The organism is Paracnuella aquatica (genome assembly GCF_003332885.2).
In the GTDB taxonomy this organism is placed as follows: Bacteria; Bacteroidota; Bacteroidia; order Chitinophagales; family Chitinophagaceae; genus Flavisolibacter; species Flavisolibacter aquaticus.
In genome coordinates, this window is sequence record NZ_QOWJ01000016.1 from 15647 (window position 1) to 38777 (window position 23131).

General features: G+C 51.5%; 15 protein-coding genes. 4 read left to right on the top strand and 11 right to left on the bottom strand.

Annotated features, from left to right (window positions below):
• Nucleotides 1–167: 167 nt before the first annotated feature.
• The 6 genes from DRJ53_RS17970 to DRJ53_RS17995 all read right to left on the bottom strand — a co-directional run bounded on the left by DRJ53_RS17970 (nucleotide 168) and on the right by DRJ53_RS17995 (nucleotide 10707).
• Nucleotides 168–1733, bottom strand: coding sequence for a glycoside hydrolase family 32 protein (locus DRJ53_RS17970; RefSeq protein ID WP_114237056.1), 1566 nt, complete (start codon nucleotides 1731–1733; stop codon nucleotides 168–170).
• A gap of 74 nt (nucleotides 1734–1807) precedes the next feature.
• A complete protein-coding gene (locus DRJ53_RS17975; protein ID WP_114237057.1) occupies nucleotides 1808–3214 on the bottom strand; it encodes a DUF4960 domain-containing protein in 1407 nt (468 codons plus the stop codon).
• Nucleotides 3215–3375: 161 nt separating this feature from the next.
• Nucleotides 3376–5058, bottom strand: coding sequence for a RagB/SusD family nutrient uptake outer membrane protein (locus DRJ53_RS17980; RefSeq protein ID WP_114237138.1), 1683 nt, complete (start codon nucleotides 5056–5058; stop codon nucleotides 3376–3378).
• 70 nt (nucleotides 5059–5128) lie between these two features.
• The gene (locus DRJ53_RS17985) at nucleotides 5129–8227 is read right to left on the bottom strand and encodes a SusC/RagA family TonB-linked outer membrane protein (RefSeq protein WP_114237139.1); all 3099 of its coding nucleotides are present in this window, start codon (nucleotides 8225–8227) and stop codon (nucleotides 5129–5131) included.
• 10 nt (nucleotides 8228–8237) lie between these two features.
• Nucleotides 8238–9173 (bottom strand): carbohydrate kinase family protein, encoded by a 936-nt coding sequence (locus DRJ53_RS17990; RefSeq protein WP_114237058.1) that lies wholly within the window; start codon nucleotides 9171–9173, stop codon nucleotides 8238–8240.
• A 190-nt stretch (nucleotides 9174–9363) separates the two neighbouring features.
• Nucleotides 9364–10707, bottom strand: a complete 1344-nt coding sequence (locus DRJ53_RS17995) for a sugar porter family MFS transporter (RefSeq protein WP_114237059.1) — start codon at nucleotides 10705–10707, stop codon at nucleotides 9364–9366.
• Between the two features lie 373 nt (nucleotides 10708–11080).
• Here DRJ53_RS17995 and DRJ53_RS18000 point away from each other — a divergent pair, with 373 nt between their 5' ends.
• Nucleotides 11081–13789 carry a hybrid sensor histidine kinase/response regulator transcription factor gene (locus tag DRJ53_RS18000; protein WP_241558604.1) on the top strand — a complete coding sequence of 903 codons (2709 nt, stop codon included), beginning with the start codon at nucleotides 11081–11083 and terminating at the stop codon, nucleotides 13787–13789.
• A 145-nt stretch (nucleotides 13790–13934) separates the two neighbouring features.
• Here the strand turns inward: DRJ53_RS18000 and DRJ53_RS18005 are convergent, their stop codons facing one another.
• From DRJ53_RS18005 to DRJ53_RS18015, 3 genes are all read right to left on the bottom strand, one after another.
• On the bottom strand, nucleotides 13935–14825 hold the full coding sequence (locus tag DRJ53_RS18005) for a DUF4394 domain-containing protein (protein ID WP_114237060.1): 891 nt from the start codon (nucleotides 14823–14825) through the stop codon (nucleotides 13935–13937).
• 229 nt (nucleotides 14826–15054) lie between these two features.
• Nucleotides 15055–15669 carry a superoxide dismutase family protein gene (locus DRJ53_RS18010; RefSeq protein WP_114237061.1) on the bottom strand — a complete coding sequence of 205 codons (615 nt, stop codon included), beginning with the start codon at nucleotides 15667–15669 and terminating at the stop codon, nucleotides 15055–15057.
• 108 nt (nucleotides 15670–15777) lie between these two features.
• The gene (locus tag DRJ53_RS18015; RefSeq protein WP_114237141.1) at nucleotides 15778–16782 is read right to left on the bottom strand and encodes a glycoside hydrolase family 43 protein; all 1005 of its coding nucleotides are present in this window, start codon (nucleotides 16780–16782) and stop codon (nucleotides 15778–15780) included.
• A gap of 207 nt (nucleotides 16783–16989) precedes the next feature.
• Here DRJ53_RS18015 and DRJ53_RS18020 point away from each other — a divergent pair, with 207 nt between their 5' ends.
• On the top strand, nucleotides 16990–18510 hold the full coding sequence (locus DRJ53_RS18020) for a GH3 family acyl-acid amido synthetase (RefSeq protein WP_114237142.1): 1521 nt from the start codon (nucleotides 16990–16992) through the stop codon (nucleotides 18508–18510).
• A gap of 129 nt (nucleotides 18511–18639) precedes the next feature.
• On the opposite strand, the gene DRJ53_RS18025 is transcribed toward DRJ53_RS18020, so the two are convergent.
• Together DRJ53_RS18025 and DRJ53_RS18030 are read right to left on the bottom strand one after the other, a co-directional pair.
• Complete coding sequence (locus tag DRJ53_RS18025; RefSeq protein WP_114237062.1) at nucleotides 18640–19728, bottom strand: alkaline phosphatase family protein; 1089 nt, start codon at nucleotides 19726–19728, stop codon at nucleotides 18640–18642.
• Nucleotides 19729–19733: 5 nt separating this feature from the next.
• The gene (locus DRJ53_RS18030) at nucleotides 19734–20732 is read right to left on the bottom strand and encodes a glycoside hydrolase family 43 protein (RefSeq protein ID WP_114237063.1); all 999 of its coding nucleotides are present in this window, start codon (nucleotides 20730–20732) and stop codon (nucleotides 19734–19736) included.
• A 521-nt stretch (nucleotides 20733–21253) separates the two neighbouring features.
• Between DRJ53_RS18030 and DRJ53_RS18035 the strand changes: the two genes are divergently transcribed.
• Both DRJ53_RS18035 and ygiD read left to right on the top strand, forming a co-directional pair.
• Nucleotides 21254–22174, top strand: coding sequence for a ClpXP adapter SpxH family protein (locus tag DRJ53_RS18035; RefSeq protein ID WP_114237064.1), 921 nt, complete (start codon nucleotides 21254–21256; stop codon nucleotides 22172–22174).
• 44 nt (nucleotides 22175–22218) lie between these two features.
• Nucleotides 22219–23052 carry a 4,5-DOPA-extradiol-dioxygenase gene (ygiD, locus tag DRJ53_RS18040; RefSeq protein WP_114237065.1) on the top strand — a complete coding sequence of 278 codons (834 nt, stop codon included), beginning with the start codon at nucleotides 22219–22221 and terminating at the stop codon, nucleotides 23050–23052.
• Nucleotides 23053–23131: the final 79 nt, after the last annotated feature.

The window sequence follows — 23131 nt, forward strand, 5'->3', positions numbered from 1 at the left end:
GCTTGACGAATAACACGGCATCTGATTATCTTTATTGAACTTCATTGCTGCCAAGACCACACCTGACAGCAATGCTTTCACGTTATAAAACACAACCCCTTGTTTGTACAAGGGGTTGTGTTGAAAGCGTTGTTCATTGATAAAACAAAAACATAGGAACGTACCAATTACCGCAGCATGCTTTTGGTGATGCCCTGCAATTTAAAATTTGAAATAGCCTGCGCATTGCCTGTGGCTTGCAGCTTTAAAGTGGTGTATTTATATTTTGGAAAAAACAATGCAGACATTACTTTTTCGCCGCCATTTACAAACACCTCGATGGAAGTTTTATCAATCAGCACCTGTACCTGCGTGGGCTTGTTGGTGTTGGGTGTAAAAGGGCACAACACCTTTTGCCCAAAATGCGGGTTAAAGTCTACCACACCGGAAGCGGCGCGGTCAATAGTGATGTTGTTAGCCTGCCGGTCAATAGTGAGCAACAGCTTTTCAGGCCCATTGCCCAACGACAGCGTAACTGTGCCCGCTGCAGCCATATCGGCGTCAAAATGCAACGCATAGCTGCCGCTTTTAATGAGGTCATTATTTTCGAGTACCACCGATGCCGTTGGGGCAGCGATAATTTTTTCGCCGGCACTTACTTTGTAATTGTTCCACTCCGCCACCGGTTGCGAACAAAGCACCAACTCCTGCCCCACCTGTTTTAGCGAAAGCTCCCTGGGTACCGTCATAGTGCTGCGCCACGGTGTAGGCACCTGCTCGGCGTAGCTCCAGTTGCTCATCCAGCCAATCAGTATCCGGCGGCCATCGGCAGCGGCAATATTGCTGTACGTAACACCGGCGTAGTTATCGGTGCCGTAATCGAGCCAGCGTATTTCGGTATCGTCGGGGGTAAATGTTTTGCCGTCGAAATTGCCCACAAAATATTGCGTGGCCGATCCGCCGTTGGGCCCGCCCGGGTTGATGCTCACCAGCAACACCCATTTCTCGGCATTGCTACCGGCCACTTTTATCGGAAACAGGTCGGGGCATTCCCATACGCCGCCATGTGCACCTACTTTTTCGCCAAACGAACTTTCCAGCGTCCAGCTTTTTAAATCAGGCGAGGCGTAAAAACTGATTTTGTCTTTTACCGCCAGCGACATAATCCATTGTTTCCGGCCTTCGTGCCAGAACACCTTAGGGTCGCGAAAGTCGGCAATGCCCGCATTGGGCAACACCGGGTTTTGTGCATATTTGGTCCAGGTGGCGCCTGCATCGTTGCTATAGGCAATGGCCTGGTGCTGTTGGGTACCCGCCAGGGTGTAAATGGCCACCAGCGGGTCTTCGGTGCCGGTTTTAAATCCCGAAGTGTTTTGGGCGTCTACCACCGCGCTGCCCGAAAAAATGGTGCCGGCAGCATCGGGTGCTAGTGCAATAGGCTGGTCTTTCCAGTTAAACATATCGGTGCTGGTGGTGTGCCCCCAATGCATGGGGCCCCATTTGTTGCCAAAGGGATGGTGTTGGTAAAACAGGTGGTAGGTTCCTTTGTAATACACCATTCCGTTGGGGTCATTCATCCAGTTTTTGGGCGGGGTAAAATGAAACAGCGGCCGGTAATCTTCCCCGTTCATTGCCACCAGCGAACCGGTGGAATCTTTGGTTACTTCCAGAATGCTTCCGGTGCTTACGCTTTTTTTACTACAGGCCGTAAACGCGGCCCATATGCCTGCGGCCAATAAAATATTCCTCATCATATTTGAAAGGTTAAAAGAACCCCGGCAACGCGTTGCGTGTGCAGCACAACCAACTGCCGGAGCCAGTTAGGTAATTACTTTGTTTTGAGATAATCGATGGCATTTTTATACAAGCGTTCAATGTTTGCCTGGTACAGGTTGGTGCCGGAATTTTGGTTCCATTCAATGCCGCCAATGCCGATCCAGATGGCAGAGCCCTCAATGGCACCTTTGGGTTTCAGCTCCATAATGCCTGCCATCCAGTAGTCGCCAATGCCATCCCACTGGCCCAGCCACTCCACGGCATTATCAGACACAAACCTGTTATACGCCGACTCGTTATCATTGGGGCCCAGGCCCAAAAAGCCAGGTATGTTCTCAATCACAGTGTTGTGGTCTTCGCGCCAGCCTGGCCCAAGCACGGGAAAGGTTTTGCGGCCATCGGGCTGTGTTGTTATGGCAATGCCTTTAAATAGCGGGTGGCTGCTTTGATCGTGTTTTTTGCCCACGTTTACACCAATGCCCCAGGTATCGTTGTTGCTAAAACCGGCACCTCCGCCAATCACCATCGGGTAAGCATCCGTCATGCGGCCCAAAGGCCAGAAATAGCGGGCCGCAAACTGGTTGAACAAAAGATTGCCCCCTCCGTTGTAAAACGCTTTTATCTTTTCCAGCACGGCGGCATCGGTAGCCACGGCAGGCAGGCTGTTGGTTGTTTGCAAATCGTAGTTCCACCAGATCACCCTAAACTGGCTTAAATCAAGGGTGCCGTTTTTTATCTGGTCAAAGGAAATGTAGCGGGCATTGTCATAGTTGCGGAACAACCATTTGCCGCCGGCCACTTCATCGTCATCGCCGGCCGACAGCAACGTGGTGGAATCGGCATAAATGCCCAGGTAGGCCACTGCGGTTGCCCCTACCTTAAACGGCAGGTACACCGTGTTGGAGGCCTGGCCTGCAGCATTGGTGGTAACCACGCTGATGTTGTATTGACCCACCGGCACGTTATTGAACTGGTGCTGCGTGGCGCCTGCGGCCAATTCGGCGGTTTGGCTGCCCAGTTGCACCGTAATTTTCGAAACGGGTCCTACCGGGGGGGTCCAACTCACCAGCACACCGTTGTCGTTTTGTGCTGCCGTCAGGTTTTGCACCGGGTAAGCTCCTTCGCGTTTGAACCGCACTATTTCACCCAAAGAAATATTTCCTTTTCCATCGGTAAGCTTGATGTTAAACAGGTAATCCTTGTTGGTTTCCACCACGCCAAACTTGTATTGGGTAGCATCTGCCGCCAAGGTTTTGGTGGTGCTGCCATCGCTGATGGTGGGCACAATACCGCTGGCGCCTGCGGGCAGGTTCCAGGTAAGCAGTGCCGTGTCGCCGGTAATCTTGTATTGCAGGTTGGAAACCGGTTGTATGTTGGCCGGCGCTACATTGATGTCGTTTTTCTGGCAGGCGGCAAGAACCAGAAGCAGCCCCGCCATTGCCATGTATTGTTTGTTCATGTTGTTGGTAAAATGAAGAGTGAGAGGAATGGTGAATGGGCAATCGGAAATCGTGAATCGTCAAACGTGAATATTGAAAAAGTTTTTACCTTAAAAAGTTTCATTGACCATTGACCATTGACCATTGACCATTGACGTTTGACGTTTGACAATCCGCTCCCTTATTGCACATACCCGGGGTTCTGCTGGTACAGCTCTTTACTAAACCTGATCTGGCTGAGCGGAATGGGCAGGTACTCATCGCGGTTCTTGGTAAACTGTGCATCTTTCAGGTAATTACGCTTTTCCTTTTCCCCGGCGAAATAGGCATTCAATACCTGATCGGCAATGCTCCAGCGCACCAGGTCAAAAAAGCGGATGCCTTCCTCGGCCAGTTCCAGCCGCCGCTCAAACCGGAGTGCCTGGCGGGCCACTGCCTGTGTCCATCCTGCAGCAGCATAGGGTGCTACTTTATAATTCGCCTGTGCATTACCGTTAGCGAACTTCAACAGCCCGGTGCTGGCACCAGCACGATCGCGCAACTGGTTGATGATGGGGAGTGCTTCGGCTTGGCGGCCCAGTTCAATAAGCGCTTCGGCCTTCCACAACAACACATCGGCCAGGCGGATGATGATGCGGTTTTTGGGGTTGCCGTAAAACGGTCCTACCTGCGTGTATTGATTGCGCTGCACATTTTCTTTCAACGATGCATGCACCCCATACACATCGGGGCTGCGGTTCCAGTTTACGCCGTATACTTCATTGGCATTGTATTTCCAGGGCTGGCCGGGTATGGCCACGGTATGGCTCAAACGCGGATCTACGGTGTGGGCAGCCAGGTTCAGGTCGGTGTTGTTGAAATCGTTCAGCAGGGGCAGGCCGCCGGCGTCGGTTCTAAATGCATTGACCAGGTTTTGCGAGGGCTTTTTAAAATCGCAGCAGCCAATGCCCTGCGGGGTTGCCAGCACATCGCCAAAATTAAGCCGGCCGAACGGGGAGCCATCGTTGGTGGAGAGCTGCACGGCAAAAACCGTTTCGCGGCCGCCTTCGGTTTCCAGCCGGAAGTTGTTGCCAAAATCCGCTTCCAGCCCATACTGCCCCGAAGCAATCACCTGGTCGGTTAGTGTTACCACTTCCTGCAGGCGTGCTGTGTTGATGTTAGTAACATTGTGCTGTTCGTCCTGCTCGTAGGCCTGGTACAGCCTAGTTTTGGCTAAATAAGCCGTAGCTGCCATTTTTCCGGCACGGCCTTTTTCCGCAGGCAGCAAGGGCAGGCCAGCTATCGCCGCATTGAAATCGGCAGCGATCTTTTCCCACAATTCGTCGTTCGACAGGGCCCGGTTCGAGATTTTTTCATACTCGGCCACCGGCACCGTTTCATCAATGTATGGAATGTATTTAAACAGGAGCTTCAATTGAAAATACCAGTGGCCGCGGAGAAACTTCATTTCCGCCAGCCGCTCCCCTTTTTTGGGAAAATCAGTTTCCGAAACTTTATTCAGGTTGCTGATAGCTGCATTTACCCTGGAAATGGCCACGTAGGTTTGAAACCACATGCCATCAAACTGGCCGATATCGCTGCGCACCTGGCGGAATATTTCCAGAAAATAAAATTCCTGGATGTCGGCTTCATCGCGGCCGCCTTTATAAGCATCGCCGCCCCGCACATCGCCATAAGGCCACAGGCTCCACGGAATATCGTAATGATCGTTGCCCAGAGAAGCATAAGCCGCATTTACCAGTTGCTCGGTACCACTGGCCACCTGTGCTTCGCCCAATGTTCCGCGGGGCTCCACCTCCAGGTAATCTTTTTTGCAGGAGGCCAGGGCCGCCGCCAATAATAAAAAGGAAAATATCTTTTTCATGATTGCATTTTTTTGGAAACCACCGGCACAAATGCCCACTTGTTGCTTTGTGCTGGTGGATGGGTGTTGTTTAAAAGGAAACCCGCACGCCGCCGGTAACCATGGTAGGAATGGGGTAGCCAAAGCCTGCCGCTTCGGGGTCGATGCCGGTAAAGTTTTTGGCTTTTACAGTGAACAGGTTTTGCCCGCTTACATACACATTCAAGCTGTTGGCCATCAGGCGGCTGGTAAGGTTGCGGGGCAGCGTGTAGCCCAGTTGTAGGTTGCGCAGCTTCAGGTACGCCCCGTTTTCAATAAAATAGGTAGAAAAACGGCGCTCAAAATTGCGGTCGGTAGCGGTTAGTGCAGGAATATCGGATCCGGCATTTTGCGGCGACCAGGCATTGAGCAGGCGCGACCCTTTGTTGGAACCGGTTTCGTTGAGGCTCCAGAAATCGGATTGTGATTTTACATCAAACACATTGATCTGCTGGTTGCCTACACCCTGAAAGAAAACGGTGAGGTCAAATCCTTTGTAGCCAAAATTGAAGTTGAACCCGTACAGGAAATCCGGCGTTGGGTTGATGATCCAGGTGCGGTCGCGGTCGTTGATGGTGCCGTCGCCGTTCAGGTCTTTGTAGCGGATGCGGCCCAGGCCTTTACCCAGTTGTTCTGCCGATTTAAGCACCTCGTCTTCGGTGGTAAAAAGGCCATCGGCCACATAACCGTAACCCGATCCCCAGGGGCGGTTCAGGATGTTGTCGGTGGTGCCGTTGCCGCCATAAGTGTTCACCACTTCTTCGGGCAGCTTGGTCACTTTGTTGCGGTAAGTGGCAAAGTTGCCGTTAAAGTCAAAGGTTACCTTGTCCGCAAGGGTGCCGCGGTAGCCCAGTTGCAATTCAATACCGTTGTTGCGCAGGCTGGCGCCATTTACCCAACGGCTGCCGCCTTCGCCCACTACGGCAATATAAGCCGGGCGAATCAGCATGTCTTCGGTGGTTTTTACAAAATAATCCAGCGTGCCGTAAATTTTCTGGTTCAGGAAACCAAAGTCCAGCCCAATGTTCGATTGCGTGGTGGTTTCCCAGCGCACATCGTCGTTGGCCCGCTGAATGATCTGGTAGCCCGAAGGCAAGGTGCCGGAACCGGCGCCGGAAAAGTCGTAGGCCGTACCATCGGGGGTGCGCCAGGTAGGATCGCCGCCATCGGGGTTGGCGCGGTACAAGGTACGGTTGGCGGTGGGGTCAATATTATCCTGGTTGCCGGTTTGGCCCCAGCCATAACGCAGCTTCAGGTCAGAAACAAAAGGCAGCGCATGGGCAATAAACTCCTCTTTGTTAAGGCGCCATCCAAGACTGAATGCAGGAAAAAAGGCAAACTGGTTGTTGCGGCCAAAACGCGAAGAGCCATCGTAGCGTGCCGTTACCGAGGCCAGGTATTTTTCATTGTAAGAATAGTTGGCCTTGCCAAAATAAGACAGCAGGCGAAACTGCGCTGATCCACCACCGTTATCCTTTTGTCCCACACCGGCACCCAGGTACAGGTAGTCTTCGTCTTCAAAAGCAAAATCCCTGCGGCTGGCAAAAAAGTCGTTGCCCGTTTGGTTGATCACTTCGTTGCCCGCCAGCAGGTCGAGGCTGTGCTTGCCCATAGCTCGTTTATAGTTCAGCGTATTACTCCACACCAGTTGCGTATTGTTCCAGTTGTTCATGGTTACCTGGTTCAGCGGGTTGTTGAGGTACCCCGACACGTAGCGCAGTTGCATATTGCGCATGGTATAGTTCTGATAATCCAGTCCAAGGCTGGTACGCAGGTGCAGTCCTTTTACCACTTGCAGGTCGGCATAGGCGTTACCCAACAGGCGCACCAGGTCGTAGTGGTTTTGCTTGTTCATTTCCAGCAGGCGCACCGGGTTCTGTCGGTCGTTCATGCCGCCCCAGGGGCCACCCCAGCCTACACCGTCTGCAGTGCGCACCGGAATCACCGGCAAGGCCTGCAGGGCCGCGTTGAGGGTATTGCCCTGCACTTCGCGGGTAGTGTTGGCGGTAAAATTCTCGCCAATCACCAGGCGGTCGTTCAGCAGCCGGTAATCGGTGTTGATGCGTGCCGAAATGCGGCGGAAATTGGTGGTTTTTACAATGCCGTCGTTGCTGGTATAATCCAGCGAAAACACGGTGCTGCCTTTGTCGGTGCCCCGGGCCACCTGCACATCATAAGTTTGATACACCGCAGTTTGTGCAATTTCATTGAACCAGTCGGTGTTGGCCGTTTTCATGGTGTTGTTGGGGCCATCGATATACTCGGGCAAGATGATTTTGTTGAGTACCGGTGTACCTGCTGCATCGCGGTTCCAGTCGTAGTTGTACACCAGGTAGCGGTCAATGGGGTTGCCGTCGTTGGCATTGGCTTGCCAGGCGGCACGGCCAAAACCTTCGGCATCGAGCATTTGCATGCGGTTTTGGTACCAGGCATAGGAGCGGCGGGCATTGGCGGTGATCTGAAATTCGCCGCGCTTTGCCCTTTTCGTAGTAATGATGATGACCCCGCTGGAGGCCCGCGAACCATAGATGGAAGCAGCAGAGGCGTCTTTCAACACCTGGATGGTTTCAATGTCGTTGGGGTTTAGTTCGTGCAGGCCCGCCTTGGTAGGTACGCCGTCAATTACCAGCAGCGGCGCATTGCCATTAATGGAAGAAATACCGCGGATCAGCACATTTACATTGCCCCCGCTGGGCGACCCGTCGGTAGTTACCTGCATACCAGCCACCCGGCCCTGCATGGCCTGCAGCGGGTTGTTGTTGGGCATTTTTTTCAGCTCTTTTACTTCCACTACCGATACGGCACCGGTGAGGTCGGCTTTTTTCTGTGCCGTATAACCCACCACCACCACTTCGCCGAGGTTGCCGCCGGCTTGTTTTAGTGAAATGGACAATTGGCTTTGTACACCTACAGGCACTTCTACATTTTCGTGGCCCACATAAGAAACCAACAGGCTGCCGCCTTCCGGAACAGCAATAGAAAAATTGCCTTCGGCGTCGGTTTTTGCCGCTACGGCAGTGCCTTTTACAATAACAGTAGCCCCGGCCACCGGCACATTGTTGGCGTCGGAAACTTTTCCGGTAACCGTTCGCTGTGCCATCGCTACAAACGAGGCCAGTACAACAGCTATCGTGCAAACAAATTTTAGCATGATCAACATTTTAGTGGTAAACAGTAGTGGATGTAAATGACTGGTCTGGTGCGCCGTCCCCCATTTTTTTAATTGCTGATGGGTCGTATGGAGGGCAGGCGCCGGTGTAGGTGGCAATGAGCGCCCCAAGGCTGCAGGCAAAAGACAGGGACTCCTGGATGCCCGCACCGGATAGTTGCTGCGCCAAAAAACCAGCAAGAAAAGCATCTCCGGAACCAATGGTATCGGCCACCTGAACGCTAATACCCGGTTGGCGGTACAACTGGCCCCTTTGCAGCACCAGTGCACCGTTGGCACCCAGCGTTACCACAATTGTGGCAATAGCAAAACGATCCTGCAGGCTGCGGGCCATGGCCTCGTAGCTTTCCTGATGCCCGTACCAGCCCGACACCAGTTCCAGTTCCCCTTCATTCATTTTGAGCACATCGGTATAGGCCAGTAAAGACTCGATGCGGGCCTTGTCGAAATGCGGGGGCCGTAGGTTGATGTCGAGTACTTTTTGGGGTGCCGTTTCCAGCAGTTGAAAAAGGGTGGACCGGGAAACCTGGTTGCGGGCAGCCAGCGAGCCAAATACAAAATACCGGGCGTCGGCCAGCACCTGGCTAAAGTCCTGCTGCCATTGGATAAAATCCCAGGCAACGGGTTGCACAATATCGTAGGCCATTTCGTTGTGCGCTTTTTGTGTGGCCTGCACCCAGCCTGTTTCGTGCACGGCATCGGTCTGTACCAGGCTGATGGGAATGCCGCTTTCTTCCAGCAGCGTGAGCAGGCCTTTACCCCGTTCGTCGGCACCGATGCGGGAGATAAGTGCCGGGGCCACACCCAGTTTTTTGAGGTGGTAAGCCACATTCATGGGGGCGCCCCCGGGTAGCGATGTGTGGGGCAATACATCCCAAAGAATTTCCCCGAAACATACCACCGCCGGGGATTGGGTTGACAAGTTCATTAGCAATGAGTTTAAAGATGGAAGAATCGTTTGCATGGTGCGCTGCAGTTTCGGCCGGGCAGAAGGCTTGAAACGCCGGTTAGGAATAGTGAATGGGTAATGGTGAATTGCGCCGGGCACAGGCATGAAACCTCCCTGCAGTGAGGATCAACACTGTTGAAGCGGACGTTTACCATTTACCTACACCCCTTTAGTGCAGTACCAGGGTCCGTTCTATCTGCTCCAGCGAACGGCCTTTTGTTTCGGGCATTAGTTTCCAAACAAAAAGCAGTTGCAGTACCATCATAATGGAAAAAAACAGGAATGTATGGCCACCGCCCAGCCTTTCGGCCAGCATAGGAAAAGCAAACGCAATGACCGCCGCCATTACCCAATGGGTGGTACTCCCCAGGGTTTGCCCTTTGGCCCGTACCTGGTTGGGAAAAATTTCAGAAATAAACACCCAGATGACTGCGCCCTGGCTAAAGGCAAAAAAAGCGATATACACCAGCAGGTACACCGTTACCGCCCAGCCGTTGAAATCCTGGCTGTAAAATGCCTGCGCCACCAGGCCCAGGGTGGTAATAAGCCCCACCGAACCAATCAGCATCAGGGTTTTGCGGCCTACGCGGTCGATAAACTGCAGGGCAATAAGGGTAAAAAGAAAATTGACCAGCCCAATACCAACTGTTGATAACAAAGAAGCGGAACGGCCCAGCCCGGTCATTTCAAAAATGCGGGGCGCATAATAAATAATGGCATTGATGCCCGACACCTGGTTGAACAAGGCAAAAGAGACCGCCAGAAAAATAGGGAACTTGTACTTGCGGGAAAACAACTGGCGGCTGTTGTCGCCGGCAGCATCGCTGGCTACTTCGTCGGCTTTACTGCGCTGGATGCTGGCCACTTCTTCCTCGTATCCATCGGGGTTGGCAATTTTAAGAATGGCGGTGGCTTCGGCCACCTTGCCTCTTTTGGAAATAAGCCACCGCGGGCTTTCGGGCACCAATTGCAGCAAAACAAAAAACAGTAAAGAAGGAAATGCCTGTACCCCCAGCATCCAACGCCAGGAGCTGGCGCCATCCTCGCCAATTAAAAAATTGGAGAAATAAGAAAGCAGGATGCCAAACACCACGTTGAACTGGAAAAGAGCTACGAGGCGGCCGCGCCGGTGCGGCGGGGCAATTTCGGAAATATACACCGGTGCCGTTACCGAAGAAGCGCCCACACCCAGGCCGCCTAATAAACGAAACACCAAAAAAACATACCAGTCGGTGGCCGTGGCGGTGCCCAGGGAAGATAACAGGTAGAGTGCCGCAATAATCATTAGCGTGGTGCGGCGGCCTAGCCGGTCGGAGGGAATAGACCCAAATAAGGAACCGATGATGGTGCCGATCAGGGCAATGGAAACAGTGAGTCCGTGCTCAACCGGGGTAAGGTTCCAGTATTGTTGGATGGCTTGTTCGGCACCTGAAATAACGGCAGTATCGAACCCAAAAAGGAAACCGCCCAAAGCAACTACTATGCTCCACAGGAAGACTTTACGCTGATGCATATGGCAAGTAAATTTTCATCCAACTTACGCCGTACACATGCACAGTGCCTAGCGAATAGAGATCAAAAACATTTAAAAACAAAAAAAGAGCAATAATTTTTCAATGGACTCAATACCAATTACATAAGTATTTTTGAAAGCACGTTTTTCTCCGGGCTCTTTTGATTTTGTAACTTGCATTTTCAATTTTGTAACATCCGGCGGCCCTTTTGCCCCCTCTTGGGTTTATCTGCCGCGGGGCTTATTATATATTTATAACACCGCCTCCTGCAGGTGCAGGTAACTGCCCGCACGGTTTTGCAAAAATCCTGAGCACCCGCGGAGCCTTGCCACTATGACATCTACATTTTGCCGACACCTGTTGTTTATACTTTTGGGGTTATTACTCCTGGCGCTGCATGCCTGTACGGGCCGCCGGCAGGAACCCAATTTTACCATTGGTTTTTCGCAGTGCGCCGTTGGCCCCTGGCGCGACAATATGCTGGCCGAAATGAAACGGGAGCTTTCCATCTACCCCAATGTAACCCTGCTGTTTGAGCAGGCCGAAGGCAGCACCGCCAAGCAAATAACACAGACAAAGGCCCTTATCCGCAAAAACATCGACCTGCTCATTATTTCGCCCAACGAGGCCGGCCCGCTGACCCCCGTGGTGGAAGAAGCTTTTAAAAAAGGCATCCCGGTTATTGTGATCGATCGAAAAATTGCCGCGCCGATTTATACCGCTTATGTTGGCGGCGACAATTACGAAGTGGGCAAAATGGCGGGCGAATATGCCGCACATTTACTCAAAGGCGGCGGCAGGGTGATGGAAATAACGGTACTGCCCGGCTCCTCGCCGGCAGCCGAACGCCACCAGGGTTTTACCGATGCGCTAAAAGCATTTCCCCGCATGACTCTGGTGAAGCAGGTAAACGGCGAGTTGCTTAAAGACAAAACAAACCGGCAACTGGCCGCCCTGTTCAACCAAGCTCCCGAGGCCGACCTGATTTTTGCGCAAAACGATTTTCTGGCCGTGCGGATCGCCGACTTTTATAAAGGGCTGGGGCGGCGCCCACCCCACATTATTGGCGTAGATGGCTTGCCGCAGGAAGGCATGCAACTGGTGGCCGATAAAACCATCACGGCCACCATGCTGTACCCAACGGGCGGCGAGGACGCCATACGCACCGCCATGGACATTTTGACCAAACGCGATTTTGTGCGGGAAAATAAAATCGGCACCACCGTTATCGACTCCACCAATGTGCGGTATATGCGCATCCAGGCCGAAAAGATGATGAGCCAGCAAAAGGCCATTGAGCGGCAGCAGTCGATGATGGACAACCTGAAAGCCATTTACAACAACCAGCAAACCTTTGTGTACGTGCTGGCGCTGTCGCTTATTTTGTCGGTGGTGCTGGGCGGGCTGGCGCTATACTCGCTGCGGGAAAACCGGAAGATCAACAGAAAGCTGCTCGAACAAAATGAAGAGATCCTGGCGCAAAAAGAGCAACTGGAACTCATGTCGGCAAAAGCACAGGAAGCAAACGAGGCCAAGGTTTCTTTTTTTACCAATATCTCCCATGAATTCCGCACGCCGCTTACGCTGATACTGGGCCCGCTTGAAGACCTGCTGGCCAGCCCCAAGCTGCAACAGGGCACCCACCAAAGCCTGCAATTGATCCAAAAAAATGTGTACCGGCTGTTGCGCCTGGTGAACCAGTTGATGGACTTCCGTAAAATTGAAGCCAACAAAATGAAAGTGCAGGCGGCGGAGCACGACCTGGTTTCTTTTTTGGCGGAAATGGTACAGCCTTATAAATCTATTGCTGCCAAAAGAAGCATCGACCTGCGACTTATCACCAATGAGCGGCAACTGCTTGCCTGGTTCGACGCCAATATGCTGGACAAAGTGTTGTTTAACCTGCTGTCGAATGCTTTTAAATTTACGGGTGATGGAGGCTGGATCCACCTTAGCCTGCATAAAAAAGAGGATGGATCGGCTGCCGTGATCAAGATAGAAGACAACGGCGTGGGCATGTCGCAGGAAGCATTGGCGCATTCCTTCGAAGTGTTTTACCAGGGCGAACATGAAAACTACAAAGGCTCGGGGCTGGGCCTTGCCCTCTCGAAGCAGCTTATTGAATTGCACCAAGGCACCATCGGCATTGCCAGCGAAAAAGAAAAAGGCACTGCTTTTACCATTGTGCTGCCCCTGGGCAGCGGCCACCTGCAGGATTCCATTTCAGAAACGGGCAGGGCGCAACCCATTTTTGAGCAGGAAAAAATATACACTTCCGACCTGCAACTGACCCCTGCCGGAACGGAGGAGGCCACGGTGACAACGGCGCAGGAGCAATCCCTTTTGGTGGTGGAAGACAATTCCGACCTCAGGCAATTTATCATGCAGAAGTTTAGGGGCCGCTTTGAAGTGCTGGAAGCCGCCGACAGCCAGTCGGCACTGCAGGTTGCTTTCGACCGCATTCCCGACCTGATTATTTGCGATGTGGTTATTCCGGGAAACGACGGTATGGCCATTACCCAACTGCTAAAGAACGACATCCGCACCGCACATATTCCTATTATTTTGCTCACTGCCAAATCGAGTTCCGAACAGCAGGTAACCGGCATGAAAACCGGTGCCGATGCTTATATCACCAAACCTTTTGATGCCGCATTTTTGCAGGAAACCGTCAACAGCCTGCTGGCCAACCGGGCAAAGCTGCGGGAACATTTTACCGGCGAACTGGCGTCGGGTATAAAAACGCAGACGGTGGGCAAACTCGACCGCAAATTTATCAACGAGTTTTCGGCCATTGTAGCCATCAACCTGGGCAACGATGCCTTTACCGTAGAAGACCTGTGCAAAGAAATGGCGGTATCGCGGGTGCAATTGAATAGAAAGCTCAAAGCGCTGCTCAACACCAACGCCAGCGATTATATTTTGAATGCACGCCTGCAAAAAGCAAAATACCTGCTGCAGCACGAAGACCTTACCATTGCCGAAATTGCTTATCAGGTAGGCTTTGCATCGCCGGCTTATTTTTCCACGGTATTCAAGTCCAAATTTGGCACTACCCCAAAAGCCTTTAAAGACCGGTAAACCGATCCTGTAGCCTGGGCATATTTGCATGGTGCTATTGCTGCATGGCATAGGTACGGACATAAAAAAGGACACAAACATCTGTGCCCTTTTTGTTGAACATGCAACCTAAACCACTACTGGTACAAAAAAATTTCAGTTGTTCTTATTGCATGGGCGGAATGGCCAGGCCAGTAATTACCCGGTCTGTCTTGCCGGCATTTGTAGCAGCGCCGGCAGCTAAATCGACATAATAAAACCGGTATTTGTTACCATTGCTTTCTTCCATTTGTCCTTCCTCAAGGCCGCGACCATACAAGGCTGCAATGGCCACAGAATTATCTGGGGCAATATCGAAACCTGCCTCGCCAACAGCCTGCAAACCCAGCGAACCAACCTGCATCAAGGTGCCATTGTTGGGTGGTGTTTGAATGAACAATTGGTCAGAAGCCACATCAATGTCGTACAGGGTTGTGTTAGTAGCACCTGCAAAACTATTGGTGTAGGCCACTGCTGTTACGGCAGCTCCCATTGGGTTGATGCTGCCATCGGTTGCAGCCACCATACCGGTAATTGGGTTGAGGCGCAGGTTTTGGCCCGTGTTGGTCACCAGCCGGATGCGGTCAACAGTTGGGTTGAAATCAAAGCCAACTTCAGTGCCGCTAATTGCCGGCGTAAACATGCCGCCCACTGAAGTAGCCATACCACTGGCCATATCAATGGTGTATAGTTTGCTTGCGCTGCTCACACCATACAACTGCCCGGTGGCCGGCCTGAAGTCGATACCCAACATCCTTTCGCCTTGCATAAGACCGGAAATGCGCACCATGCCGGTTTCCCTGAGTGGGTTGCCCGACGTATACCCAACAAGCTCGTTAGATGCAGTGAGTGCATAAAAAGGAGTTCCTTTTAGGGCAGCGGCGCCGCCTTTTTTACTATTGGCGCCAATGGCTTCAGTAGCGCCGGTAATGCTGCCGGCTTCTTTCTGGCAAGAAGTAAATGCGCTGGCAAGTGCACAGCAAAGCAATCCGTTTCGGAGTAGTTGCGGGAGGGACATATGCGTTGATTAAGGTTTAAAAACATATGTACGTGCCCCGGTTTTTTTTGGATGTGGGTTTGCAAAAAAAAATTGGCAAAAAAGAAAACCATAAAACCGGTTAAGGATACACGTTACCTACTATAATTTTTGCAACCAAAATGACCCTCTTTAATTTTACTGCCGGCATTTACATGATACAAAAAGGCCGCTCCAAATAGAGCGGCCTTTTGCAAGTATTTAAAAGAGCTTACATCTTAGTAATCACACCGCAACCCAAACGCGAACCGGCGTTACCGGTGGGCTGGGTTTTATAATCATCCGCGCCGCCATGTACAATGATGGCCCTGTTGATGATGTTGCGGGTAGTGTCGCTGTCGCTGATGCTCCACAGGTCGGTATCCAGTTGCATGGTGCCGCGGCCCGATGCATCGAGGGTTACGTTGCCGATATCACCGCGGTGAAACTGTGCTTCACCCCATTTGCCGTGTTGCATTTTGGTGGGGTTCCAGTGGCCGTGGGCTTCTTTACCCATATCGCCGCAGCTGCCGTGCTCGTGTATGTGCACCGCCACGGTTTTGTTGGCCATTTTAGGTACGGTGATGTCGAGGTTCATCGATACGCGGCCAGCCGACTCTTCAAAGCGCACCGAACCATTGAGGGCAGTATCAGGGTGCGTACCGTTCAGGGTAGCCATGGCGCCACCAGCCATGCTGGAAGTGTCGGCTGGTGCAGTGGCCAGTGCAGAGGTATCGGTAGATGTGTCTGTACCGGCAGTGTTCTCGCTGTTACCGCAGGCCGTGAGCAGGCAGGCCGGCAGGGCCAGCAGTGCAATAAATGACTTGGTTACTGATGGAATGTTCATCACTTGGTTTTTTATTTCAGGGTTAAAAAATACATGTTTGCAATAACGTTACCGGGTTTACAGGTGCACCCCTTTCAACACATGGCCACTGCTGCCGGTTCAAATTTGTTACAACGCCTTGTCCCCTCCAGCGGTCAAAAACCGGAAACTGTGGGGCTCCATTTTAAAAGCGCCGGTTTTGCGGTCAAATGTAACGCCGATCAGTGCTGTTTTGCGCGGCGTGGGCCTGGCCGCCGAATGATGCGTGTGAAAAACATACAGCCACTGGTTGCGCCCCGATGGGATAAAATCGCCGTGGCCGGTGCCGTTGTAGCCAACCGTTTGCCGCGTTAAAACCGGGTTGCCCGAAAACCGCTGCCACGGCCCGTAGGGCGATGTGGCCACCGCGTAGCCCACGGCATAGTCGGGGTTGCGAAAATCGTTGGCCGTGTAAAAAAGATAATACACGCCATTGCGTTTGATCACCGACGGGCCCTCGGCTACCGGCCACGGCGCGTTGGCCGTATTTTCCCAAGGCTCCACGGCGCGGATGCATTCCTTTACGGTTGCTTCTTTGATGCCGGAAAAATCGTCCCGCATTTCGGCTACAAAAATTTTGTTGCCGCTGTCGAGCCGCACATGGTACAGGTATTTTTTACCATCATCATCCATAAAAATAAATGGGTCGATCTGTTTTACCGGTGCCTGCAGGGCCGCTGGTTGCACCTGCCGAAACGGACCGGCCGGGTGGGTGCTGGTGGCGATGGCAATCTGTTCGTTGGCCACGTAAGCCATGTAAAAACTGTCGCGGTGGGCAAACACCTGCGGCGCCCAAAACCCCTTGTCGCCAAAAGCATCGCCGCGGCGCAGCGCAAAGCCATCCGGCGTATGCGTGGAGCGTTGCCAAGCCTTTTGATCGGTGGAGGTGTACACCAAAAAGCCTTCGCTGGTGCGGCCTTCCACAGTGCCGTAGAGGTAATAAGTGCCTTTGTGGAAAAACAGCGCGGGGTCGGCCAGCTGCAAGGTATCCCCTTGTGCTGCCGCAAAAATGGGAAGGCTGCACAGTGCAACGATGGCCGCGGCGCACAGCCGGCGCACCACCATTTGGGGAATGGGCAAAACAATCAAACGCATGCTTAAAAGTAGGGATTCGGCTTTTTGTTTTGCAAAAGCAAGTTTTACCACACTGCTTAGCACCACTTAAACAGGCACAACTGCTGCGGCAGCAACGCTTAACGCTACCGGCAACTGGTTCATGTTGCTCCAACTTTTAGAGCGATGAAGCTGCGGCTGTACAATCGGGTACAAAACTTGATTCAAGGGAGAGCAAAACATGTACAGATGGCCCTGTTAGGTGGAGTGATCAAAAAAGCAATCGATTTCAACGGACTGGTAAGCCGCGAACCCAACCCTGCCAAAGCGCAGCGCAAAGTGTTGCTGCAACTGCTGAAAAAGGCGAGGCTTACGGCTTTTGGATTGAAATATAATTTTACCGGAATACTGGCATCGCCCGACCCGGTGGCGGCTTTTCAGCAGGCCGTGCCCGTGTACGATTACGACACGCTGCATGCCGAATGGTGGCACTACCTGCTGGAAGGACACCAGAACGTAACCTGGCCCGGCGGGCAGCAATATTTTGCCCTCAGCAGTGGCACCACCAGCAATAAAAAATACATCCCCGTTACCGACGATATGATCGCTGCCATCCGCAAATCCGGGATGCAGCAGGTAATGAGCCTGAAAAACTTTGACCTGCCGCCCGATTTTTTTGAAAAAGGCATCCTCATGCTGGGCAGCAGCACATCGCTCATCAAAGAAATTGACCACCAGGAAGGCGAGATCAGTGGCATCAGTGCAGCCAATATACCAGGCTGGTTTGGCAAGTTTTACAAACCGGGTATTGAGATCGCTTCCATTGAAAACTGGGACGAAAAAGTGCGCCGCATTGCCGAGGAAGCACCGGGCTGGGATATTGGTTCGATTTCGGGCATTCCATCGTGGGTGGAGCTGATGCTCAAAGAGATCATCCAGTACAACAAGCTCAATACCATTCACGATATATGGCCTAATCTGCAGGTGTACACTTCGGGTGGTGTGGCGTTTGAGCCGTATCAAAAAAGCTTTGAAAAACTGCTGGCCCGGCCGCTCATTTATATTGATACATACCTGGCATCGGAAGGTTATTTGGCTACGCAAAAAAGGCCCGATACCAATGCCATGGCTCTGATCCTGAACAACGGTGTGTTCTTTGAATTTGTGCCTTTTGTTGAGGAAAATATTGATGATGATGGCCGGGTAAAAAAAGAGGCGCCGGTGCTTACACTGGAGCAGGCGGTGGAAGGTGAGGAATATGTGTTGTTGATTTCGACCGTGTCCGGCGCATGGCGCTATATGATTGGCGACACGGTGACCATTACCGATAAAAAGCGTTCGGAGATCCGCATCAGCGGCCGCACCAAACATTACCTCAATGTAGTGGGCGAACAACTTTCGGTGCAAAAAATGAACAGTGCCATTGAGCAACTGGAGCACAGCTTCGACATTGAAGTAAAAGAGTTCATTGCATCGGTTGTTTTTCAAAATGAGCAGTATGTAATGAAATGGATCATTGGCACCAGCGCCGAAATTGATACTTCAAAAGCCGCCGAAATAATTGACAAGGAATTGTGTGACAACAATAAAAATTACGCAGTGGCCCGCACCAAAGCGTTGAAAGCTGTGGAAGTGGAAGCCGTGCCGGTGGAGCAGTTTTACAGCTGGAGCGAAACCTTTAAAAAGCTGGGCGGGCAGGCAAAGATCCCGCGGGTAATGAAAGAAGAAGATTTCTTTGAGTTCCGCGATTTTGTGCTGCAGCCGGCTTAGTTACTGCTGCTGACTTCATTTATCATAAAGGCTCCATTTGTAGCAACAACAACTACAAATGGAGCCTTTCTATTTACTCAAATGATAGCGAACCGGCGTGTTGTTTTGTGCTTATTTACACATCAAGGTTCAACGGGTTCCGATCAACGGAGCAAGTGGCGGCATGGGATTGTGCGCCGGTTGGTAGCGAAGGCCCAGCAACACTGCAATGGTGGCCGCCACCTGCCCTTGGTACAGTTGCGCGGCCGCTTTTACCTCGCCGCTGGCTGCAATGCCCGGCCCTATTGCGGCCAGCCAAATTTGCGCAGCGCCGTCCACTTTTGCACCATGGTCGCGCCACTGCGTTTTTTGAACATCGCCACGGCCATGATCGGTGGTAATCAACAGCGCGGTGTTATCCTTGTATTGCGGCATTGACTGCAAAAGCCGCCACAGGTCGGCAATCATCGCATCCTGCGCATGGGCGCTTTTAATGTATTGATCGTATTGGCCACGGTGGGCAAAATCGTCTGTTTCATCTAAAGCGATGTAGAGCACATGAGGTGTCTTTTGTTTCAGGTACTCGCGGGCAGCCACATACGTAAAAATATCCGGCCGCACACCAATGGGCCGCGTAGTGAGGTATTGCAGGTCGTTCAGCAGTTGCATCTCCTTTGTGCCCGTTGGAAAAGAATCGCGGTCGGCATTGACATACATACCGCTGCGCTGCCGGTTCAGGATGTATGGAAACACATCCCATGTGGCAAACACCGCCACTTTGTTTGCAAACCCGGGCTGGCGGTTGATCCATTCTAGCACGTTTACATTTTTGTTCCACACTTTGTCGTTGCTGTTGACCAGCGTATCGGGGAAGCCGGTAAACAACTCGTTGTAACCGGGATAGGAAAACTTGTAGGGGTTGGCCACATCAACAAAATTGTTGAAGGCCCGGTTGCCATGCAATTGGCCACCTGCTGCAACAGTGCCCCACAAAAAAGGAAACAGCTTGCTGCGGCGTATGGCTGCATCATTGTGCCAGAATGTGGTTGCCAGCTCCTTGCTGTCGTAGGTAAAACGCGGGTCGTTCATTAGTGCCGAATCGACGCCGCCAAATACCTCCTGCCAGCGCATGCCATCGAGGGTTACAATCACTACGTTTTCTACTTTTCGTTTTTGGGCAAACATGCTGCCTGAGAGCAGGCAACACAACAAAACCAGTATGCTTTTTTGTACCGACATATGCCTTATTTAACGGCTTTCCCGATGGTGATTTTATCGCCGCTATCGTCTACTTCAAACAGCCTGGGTATGCGTATAAAACGGCCGTTCTCGCTTCGGTGGCTGTGCAGGGCCATCAGCAATTTTCCTTCAAACGTGCGGAACATCATACCGTGCCCAAAGTTGGGTGGTGTAATGGGTTCTTTTTCGTGTATCCAGGGCCCGTCAAGCGTTCCGCTTTTGGAGTAGGCAACGCCTTGCGTATAGTCGTTAAACACCCAACTGGTCCAGAGCATGCCCAGCTTGCCCGTTTGGGTGTAAAACAAAAAGGGGCCATCTGTAACCTTGTTGGGCACCACCATCCCGTGTTCATTTCGTTCGCGGCTCCAGGGTGCATCGCTGGCAAAAAACAGCAGGCGGCTTTTACCCACCGAACCACTCAGGTCCTCTTTGAGCTGGATCTTTTCAACGGTGCCATTCCAGTTTTGGAGCCATTCGTAGCAATACACCATGTAAGGCAGGCCGTCTTTATCCACCCAAAAGGTTCCATCGAGTGTGGGCTTATCAGCAGGCAGGTATTCGGCATCTTTCATCGGCACATAAGGACCATCGGGATTGTTGCTCACCAGCACATGCGAAGCACGGCGTTCGATAGCGGTTCCTTTTACCGTATCAATGTGCACATCGCGGTTGGTAAATGTTGCGAAATAATAGTATTTACCCTTGTACTCGTGTAGTTCGGCAGCCCATATCATGGGCGCTTTTCCCATCCACGATGTTGGGTCGGTTTGCACCACAGTGTAGGGGCCGGTCCATGTTTTCAGGTCTTTGCTTTTCCAAAGTTTTCCGCCGGTGCCGGTCATGTAGTACATGGCCGTCTTTTTGTCGGCCAGTATAAACGGGTCGCTCAGGCGAATGGAATCGGTGGGGACATTTTGCCGGATGGACTGCTGCCCGCTTTGTGCCCACAATGCAGGCGCACATAGCAATACAAATAAAATAAGTGCAAAGAATCGTTGTTGCATGCTGTATGGATTGAGTGCTGCGGGTGTCGTGGTACAACCGATTGTTCTTTATGTTGCATCGACTTTTAATGTAACCACAACTACCGGAAAGTAATGTAAAACTTTCCCTTCGTTTACCCACACAAAAATGAATGAACGCCAGTCTGGGACATGCAAAGTTGCCGGACAGAACGCAGCAATTAAAGCTTTAGCATGCACAGCGAATACATGAAGGCAAACGCATTTTTTTATTGAACACAATGTCATTGCACTGCATATAGTCGGCAACTATTTGTATCAACAAATCTTGCTGCAGCCAATAAATACTTCAATAAAAACTTGATAAATGTCAATGCTATTTCTTGCGCCTAAGCAATGAGGCAAGGCATCATGTGTTGGTAGCTTTGTAATACTGTTTTACAAAAACAATGAGTAAATCTGAACGAGTGTAGCAGTTTAAAAAAACTGATTGGCAAAAGCAACAAAAGATCAATAACAAATGAAGTGCATTTCCAATGCAGCGATCATTTAAAAAATAAAAGATGGAACAAAAGATAGTGGACACCCTGCTGTGCGATATGGAAACAGGCATTTGCGAAGTGCCGCAGGCAACAAAGAAAGAAGCGGCGGCAATAGGAGCCAAACCGGTGAAGTTGCTGTATTTCACCGATCCCATTTGCTCGTCGTGCTGGGGCATTGAGCCGCAGCTGCGCAAACTGAAGCAGGAGTATGGCAATTATTTCAACATTGAATACCGGATGGGCGGCTTGCTGAAAAGCTGGAGCGAATATGGCGGTAGGGATGTAACCGGACCACAAAGCGTGGCACCCCATTGGAAAGAAGCCGCTGCATTTTACGAAATGCCCATTGATGGCGATGTGTGGCTGGAAGATCCGTTGCATTCATCTTACCCGCCATCGGTTGCATTTAAAGCCGCACAGTTGCAGGGCAACGAAGGTGCAAACCGCTTTCTCAGGCGCATCAAAGAAATGGTGTTTTTGGGAAACAAGAACATCACCAAAACAGAGCACCTGGTGCAGGCGGCAACAGATGCAGGTTTGGATGCTGCGCAATTTGAAAAAGATTACGAGCAAAAGGCAAAGGAGTTGTTTGAAGATGATTTATCAATGGCAGGGGCATGGGGCGTTCGTGGTTTTCCAACCATCTATTTTATAGATGAAGAAGACAATCGCTTTAAAGTATATGGCAGCAAACCTTATGGCGTGTACGAGCAGGCTTTGCTAAAGCTGGTGCCCGGCGAACCAACAAAAAGCAAACCCGCCTCTTTTGAAACCATTTTTGACGTGTATGAAACTGCTACGCTTAAAGAATTTGCCGTGTTTTACGATATTACTTCAGCAGCAGCGGAAAGTACGTTGAACAGCCTGGTGGAAGCGGGAAAAATAATCCGGTTGGATTTCAATGCCGGCCCGTTGTGGAAACGATCAAACAGCCAGCAGTGAAACGAAAACAATTTATTACAACAATAGCAACAGGAGCAATAGGCATGACAACATTATCAGCATTTAGAAATTTTACCAGCGGCCTGTCAACGCAGGAGCAGGTAATGCCTGTGCTGTTTGTGGGCCATGGCTCGCCCATGAACGGCATTGAAGACACAGCGTTTAGCCGCAGGTGGACACAGATGGCTAAAGAACTGCCCACGCCTAAAGCGGTGCTGGTGGTTTCAGCGCATTGGTTTACAAAAGGCACCAAAATCACAGCAATGGATTTTCCAAAAACCATACATGATTTTGGCGGCTTTCCGCAGGCCCTTTTTGATGTGCAATACCCTGCACCGGGCAACCCTGCCCTGGCAAAAGAAACAGCAGATTTGCTGCATTCGGCCCATGTGGAACTCGACCACGACTGGGGGCTTGATCATGGTGCGTGGACGATTATCCGGCACATGTACCCCGATGCCAACATCCCGGTGTTGCAATTGAGTATCGACTACACTAAAGGGCCGCAATATCATTACGACCTTGCCAAAGAACTATATGCCTTGCGCAAAAAAGGCGTGCTGATCATTGGGAGCGGCAATATGGTGCACAACCTGCGCCTGGTGGCCTGGGACCGGCTGAACGACGATGCATACGGCTTTGACTGGGCAAAAGCCATCAATGAAAAATTCAAGTCGCTCATCCTAGACGGCGACCATAAGCCGCTGATCAATTATACTACTTTGGGTAAAGATGCGATGCTGGCCATACCCACCCCGGAGCATTACCTGCCGCTGATGTATACATTGGGTGTACAAGGTGCAGGCGATGGTGTTTCGTTTTTTAATGATAAAGCGGTGGGTGGCTCGCTGACGATGACATCGGTGAAGATTGGGTAGGGGGATGGATGGAATGAAACAGCCGGAACAGAAGCTCCGGCTGTTGTTATTTAGAAAATATGTACTTGTTAGCAATGTG